At 56.5% G+C, this 510-nt stretch carries 1 protein-coding gene; it reads left to right on the top strand.

Annotation, left to right across the window (positions count from 1 at the left end):
- Positions 1-59: 59 nt before the first annotated feature.
- A partial coding sequence (locus EXE45_RS17700; protein WP_158294329.1) for a nitrous oxide reductase accessory protein NosL occupies positions 60-510 on the top strand: 451 nt, incomplete at its 3' end.

Raw genomic sequence — 510 nt, 5'->3', positions numbered from 1 at the left:
CTGGATCAAGCTCTGAACCGGTGGATTTGTCGGGTCAAAAGACTGATTACCAAGGTGGAATGGTCATTGGAGACCATGGAGGCCCTAATGGGCAGGTGTTCTACGCCGATACAGAACCCGAGCCCAGACAGGGCCCCGTCCAAGGCTCCGAAGGAACTGAGAACCTTGCTTGGTTTCACACGCTCGCACATGGCCTCTTCCCGTACCATCTTAACCTGGTAGCTGACGGCGCGGAGGCGACCGCGGTATACGTCACGGACTACTCCCGTGTTGATTGGGAGATCCCTGAAGACACTGAGCGAAAGAAGATGCCAGCACCGACCGCCCCCGATACATTCGCCGATGCCACGGGCCTCACATACGTCATCGAATCGGATGTAATGGGTGGAATGGGGCCAGATCTCATGCCGTTCTCGGAACCCAGCGAAGCTGAATCGTTCGCTGATAATTACGGCGGACGGACGATCGGGTACGACGACATCGATCGGTCACTCGTTGATGGAATCCAGA

The organism is Halorubrum sp. SP9, assembly GCF_005435015.1.
GTDB classification, from domain to species: domain Archaea; phylum Halobacteriota; class Halobacteria; order Halobacteriales; family Haloferacaceae; genus Halorubrum; species Halorubrum sodomense.
Note: the sequence above shows the minus strand (reverse complement) of the source record. Positions and strands in the feature narration are given on the sequence as shown.